The following is a 5525-nucleotide window of genomic DNA, read 5'->3' on the forward strand; positions in this document are numbered from 1 at the left end:
ATCATAGTCAGAATTCGATGATTTCTTGTAATTTTGGGCTTCCAATAATCAATCAACTCAAAAGTGACAGAAATGGATCTAAATAAACTAACGGCTATTTCCCCTGTAGATGGCCGCTATAGACGACACACCGAGAATCTTGCTCCTTATTTTTCGGAATTCGGTCTGATCAAATACCGCGTTTTAGTAGAAATAGAATACTTTATTGCTTTATGTGAATTACCTCTGCCTCAGCTCAAAAATTTTGACACATCCCTTTTTCCGAAACTGCGAAATTTAGTGGATGACTTCAGTGAAAAAGATGCGGAAGCCATCAAAACTATTGAAAGAACAACCAATCATGATGTTAAGGCTGTGGAATATTTTCTCAAAGAGAAATTCGAGGAGTTAGGCATCCAGGAGGCCAAAGAATTTATTCATTTTGGCCTTACATCTCAAGATATTAATAATACAGCCATCCCAAGGTCACTCAAGGATGCCATGGAAGAGCACTTTTTGCCTTTACTGCAGGAAGTGAAAAATCAAATTGCCCAATATGCTCAAGATTGGTCGGGGATTCCTATGTTAGCCAAGACACATGGGCAACCAGCATCGCCAACCAGGGTGGGAAAAGAGTTTATGGTTTTTGTAGAACGCATAAACAGGCAAATTGATTTATTAGCAACGGTTCCCTATAGTGCTAAATTCGGAGGAGCAACCGGCAATTTTAATGCCCATCATATTGCCTATCCGGAAACAGATTGGGTAGCATTTGGAAATCGTTTTTTGGAAAAATCACTTCAATTAAAACGCTCCCATCCTACCACGCAAATTGAACACTATGATCATCTGGCTGCTTTATCGGATAATTTAAAGCGCATCAACACCATATTGATTGATTTCAGTAGAGATGTATGGCAATACATTTCCATGAATTATTTTAAGCAAAAGATTAAAGCCGGAGAAGTTGGCTCTTCTGCCATGCCTCATAAAGTCAATCCGATTGATTTTGAAAATGCAGAAGGGAACCTGGGTATAGCAAATGCAGTCTTTGAGCATTTATCAACAAAATTACCTATTTCCCGTCTCCAAAGAGACTTGACCGACTCTACAGTTTTAAGAAATATAGGTGTACCTCTAGCACATACCGTTATCGCCCTTAACTCCCTTAAAAAAGGCATTGGCAAACTACAAATTAATGAAGAAGCCATTCATCAAGATTTAGAGGAAAACTGGGCTGTGGTGGCTGAAGCTATTCAGACTATTCTAAGACGAGAAGGCTACCCTAATCCTTATGAAACCTTAAAAGCGTTAACCAGAACAAACGAAAAAATAACTCAACAAAGTATTTTTAACTTTATTGAAACACTAGAAGTCAGTGATGAGATTAAGGCCGAACTAAGACAAATTTCTCCTTATAACTATACTGGAATTTAGTTTATTCTTGAGTGAGGAGGGAAAAGTTGAGAATTTTATTGGTAACTTCTCATTTATAATTCTTCCCTCTTCACTAATCATTATTTCTATTCTGTAAACAGAGGGACACCTCTTTCAAAATCATACAAGGTCAATCTTCGAAGTTTGTAATAAGTTGTCCAGAAATTTCTTAAACTGCTAATATAGGATTGCTTAGCCCTATCTTTTTCCTCAGTGGCAATATTTAAATCCGTAATCCCAATTTTTCCAATTAGGTAACGATTTTTAGCAATATCATAACGTTTTTGGGCAATTTCATCCGATTTTTTGGCCACGGTCAATTGGCTTCTTTGCATTTTAAATTGTTTCACCAATAGAAAGACCTCCCTATCAAAGTTTTCCTCCTGCTGCCGAACATCAGCCCGGATTAAAGAGGCATTCGCTTCGGCCGTTTTGATTTTTGATTTATTCAAACCCCAATCTAATAATGGAACTTGAAGCCCCAATCTTACCTGTTGCTGGTCTTGAGGATCACTATAGATGTATTCTAAATTATTTGCTTGCTGGGTTAGGCCATAACTAGCAAATAAATTAACATTTAGACCCGCCTCGCCTTTCGCTTTAGCTACTTCCTTATCAGATTCCAACAACATTCGCTTAAAAGCAAGAAGATCAGATCGATTTTTTCTTGCCTCATCAAGAGCTAATTCTTCATCTACCTCAAAAGCAGGAATGAGCTCTGGTAGAAATAAATGTAATTTCTCTACATCCAAATTTAAAAAGGTTTTCAGCTCAAGTGTATTCAATTCCACATCCAACTCAGTTTCAGCACGTTTTTGTCTGGCATTCATCAAGCTTAATTCCAATTGCAAAAGTTCATTTTCAGCAATTTTTCCCAAATTATATCTTCCCACTGCTATTTTGTACAAAGTGTCATTATTGGCGACATTCTTTTCTGCGATGTCCAAACCAACCTGAGCCAACAATAATTCAAAATATTGAGAAACAGCCTCTTCCGAAACTTCTTCCATCTCCTCCACATAACTTCTTTGCGACTCTTCATAACGTAAAGGCTCAATTCTTTTATCCCATCGGTAGGAATTAAAAGAAAAAAGTGGTTGGCTCAGACCAATCGTTACAGGTACAGAAGAGTAGGAATAATCGGTATAAGGAGCAATATTATCTATCCTTTGGAGGTCGGAACGTAAGAAAATTTGTCCTCCGGTGAGCCCAATATTTTGAAAGAGAGAAAGACCAGCACTGGTGATAGACCTGCTTACCTCCCGAAACTGCTGACTTCCATCATCCTGTATTACAGGATCTATAATACGGCTAAAGTCCGGTAAGGTAGCGTTGAGACTAATCTGAGGTAACAAGCCCGCCTTAAAAGTCCGATATTGCCAAAACTTATTATCCAAACGGGTAGAGGCCTGCTGTGCACCTAGTGAATTTTCTCTGGCAAGCAGAATGACCTCACTCAATTTCAAAGAAACAATAGAATTTTCCTGACAAAGGGTAGTTTGGCCAAATAGAAATAAGATTAAAAAACTGATGAGGAAAATAGGTTTATTCATATCTTAATGAAGCAATAGGATTTTGACTGGCAGCCTTTCGGGCCGGGGCTATTCCAAAAATTAACCCAACAGTGGCAGCCACCATGAATGAAATAAAAACTGAAATAAAAGTAATAATGGTCGGAATAGCAGCAATCTCAGAAATGATCAATGCAATGGTAACCCCCAATAACACTCCTACTATTCCTCCGGTGACACTGATCATCATTGCCTCTAACAAAAATTGAATAATAATATCTTGTTTCTTGGCTCCCATCGCTAACCTAAGACCAATCTCTTTTATCCGCTCTAACACTGAGGCAAGCATGATGTTCATTATACCGATTCCTCCTACTAATAGCGAAATACCCGCAATAGCTCCGAGAACAATATTAAAAATACTTTTAGTTCTTTGCTGTTGCTTCAGGAGCAATTCAGGAATGGAAATTTCATAGTCCACCACTCCGTAATGCCTTCTCTTCAACATCCTAGACATAATTTCGGCGGTGGCTTCCAAGCTTTCTGTGGAATTTACTTGTACTACCAAACGATCTAACTGATGATAATTTTCTTCCGGTTTCTCCTCATCCTCATCTTCATCATTTCCTTTTCGAAGCATAGCCTTAGTAATTAAAGACCGGTTCCTATAGCGGATCAAAACAGTCTTTATAGGAGCATAAACATCCATATTATAATCTCTCACTCCTAAAGCCGCCTTACTTTTGTCAGAAACGATTCGTTCCTTCAAAACACCAATTACTTTTAACCAATGTGACCCACATTTTATCTTTTTTCCAATTGGGTCTTCATCGCTAAAAAATTTCGTTTGAACAGATTTTCCGATGATACAAACTGCCTCTCCACGCTTCAACTGATCTTCATTGAACATTTTTCCATCTGCAAGTTCAAAACTTCCCAGGCTAAAATAATTTGGTTCAACTCCCACTAGTTTGGCCGACCTCCTTATTCCATTTTTAATTAGATGAGTTTCTATTTGAACTTCCGGACTTATCTGTTGGATATTAGGAATAATTCCTAAAATACTATAGGCATCCGTAAGGCTTAGGCCGGGAGAAAATTTTTTCTTTTCCCTCTTTTCACTCTCTTCATCAAGTTTCTCTTCCGATTGCTCAATGATAGGCTTAATAACAATGTTATTTACCCCAACCAACTTAATCTGTTCTAGAATTTCTTTTTGAGCTCCATTTCCAATGGCCATCATTGAAATGACAGCGGCTACTCCAAAAATAATTCCTAGACCAGTAAGAACAGACCGTAACTTATTTGCCAGAACAGCTTCCAGGGCAATGGAAAAATTGGCTAAAATTTTTTCTCTCATCTGACCCTAATCGTTAGATTTCACAGAACCTTCTAAAACTCGTAGTGGAAAATCTTCTTTTCCCGAGGGAAGAGATAAATAAAGCTTATCATCCGGTTCAATTCCATCCGAAATAATTACTTCATCACTATTAGTTTTTCCAATTCTTACTTCTTGCTTTACAGTTTTCAAACCGTCTTTTTTCAATACATAAGTCAAAGTATCTCCTTGATTATGGACACATTCCAAAGGCACAAAAGTTACCTCTTTAATTACATCGGCGATAATGGTATTGGCTGTTGTCATTGCCGGTCGGAGTGTGGTATCAGATTCATTCACCTCAATGGTTACCTCAAAAACTTTGGCATCAGTATTTCCTTTTTGCTCTCCAACATTTGCAACTTTTATCACTTTACCTGTCAACTTTTTTTCTGGATAAGCGTCCAGACCAATCTTCACTTTCTGACCTTCCTTTAATTTTCGAATATCTACCTCATTTACATATGTCCTGGAAATCATTTTACTAAGATCAGGCAAAGTGGCGACAGTTTGATCCCATGGACTTATAGTTGAGCCTGCTTCCTTTCTTCTCCCATTCCATTGTCGAGCATAAATTACCATCCCCTCCTCAGGAGCTTTAATTTCAAATTCCTTTAGCAATTCAGTCATTGTTCTTAAATCACTTTTTGCTTTATTTAGAGAGGCGGTAGATTCCTGCATTTTAGCTATAGATTGGGCTTTCTGAATCTCATAATTAGAAGTAGCCTGTTGGTGAGCCCTCTTTGCTTTTTCCACACTTATTTCTGCCTGCTTTATGGTTGCTGGAGGCTCAAATTTAGATTGCTCTAGAACCAGGGCCTTTTCTTCCTTATCATATTTTAAATTAACCAGCTTATCTCTGGCTTCCCGAAGCTGTAAGGCCGTATCCAATTTTGTCTGTGTGTATTGAGAATTTGCTTTATCTAACTCAAGCTGGGCATCATTAATTTTGGAGGAAAGTTCAGACTTATCTAAAGAAGCGATATAATCTCCCTCTTTAACTACTGTTCCCTCGTCAACCAGATCCTCAATTTTAACATTCCAAAGATTTGCGGCTCTTAATCCATTTGGTCCAAGAATCTTCACAGAATTTTTGGCTTCTAACTCTCCACTTGTTGTAATTGAAATCACAAAATCTCCGACTGTTGGCCTAACCCATAGTTCGGTTTGATCTTCCTTTCCCCCTTTTAAAAATATAAAATAGGCAATGCCTACTACAA

4 protein-coding genes are annotated in these 5525 nt (G+C 37.9%); 1 reads left to right on the forward strand and 3 read right to left on the reverse strand.

From position 1 onward, the window contains the following. Positions 1–72 precede the first annotated feature (72 nt). Positions 73–1416 (forward strand): adenylosuccinate lyase, encoded by a 1344-nt coding sequence (gene purB / locus E1171_RS08275; protein WP_155205538.1) that lies wholly within the window; start codon positions 73–75, stop codon positions 1414–1416. An 86-nt stretch (positions 1417–1502) separates the two neighbouring features. On the opposite strand, the gene E1171_RS08280 is transcribed toward purB, so the two are convergent. The 3 genes from E1171_RS08280 to E1171_RS08290 all read right to left on the reverse strand — a co-directional run. Beyond that, positions 1503–2969, reverse strand: coding sequence for a TolC family protein (locus E1171_RS08280; RefSeq protein WP_155205539.1), 1467 nt, complete (start codon positions 2967–2969; stop codon positions 1503–1505). Further along, the gene (locus tag E1171_RS08285; protein ID WP_155205540.1) at positions 2962–4287 is read right to left on the reverse strand and encodes an ABC transporter permease; all 1326 of its coding nucleotides are present in this window, start codon (positions 4285–4287) and stop codon (positions 2962–2964) included. Before E1171_RS08285 ends, E1171_RS08280 begins: the two co-directional genes overlap by 8 nt. A gap of 6 nt (positions 4288–4293) precedes the next feature. After that, a partial coding sequence (locus tag E1171_RS08290) for an efflux RND transporter periplasmic adaptor subunit (RefSeq protein WP_155205541.1) occupies positions 4294–5525 on the reverse strand: 1232 nt, incomplete at its 5' end.

Origin of the sequence: Xanthovirga aplysinae, from assembly GCF_009711365.1 — a bacterium.
GTDB classification, from domain to species: Bacteria; Bacteroidota; Bacteroidia; order Cytophagales; family Cyclobacteriaceae; genus Xanthovirga; species Xanthovirga aplysinae.

What these genes read in the sequence shown, in the direction of transcription:
- E1171_RS08285 (WP_155205540.1), bottom strand. Translation starts at nt 4,287, where the DNA reads ATGAGAGAAAAAATTTTAGCCAATTTTTCCATTGCCCTGGAAGCTGTT.
- E1171_RS08280 (WP_155205539.1), bottom strand. Translation starts at nt 2,969, where the DNA reads ATGAATAAACCTATTTTCCTCATCAGTTTTTTAATCTTATTTCTATTT.
- purB (WP_155205538.1), top strand. Translation starts at nt 73, where the DNA reads ATGGATCTAAATAAACTAACGGCTATTTCCCCTGTAGATGGCCGCTAT.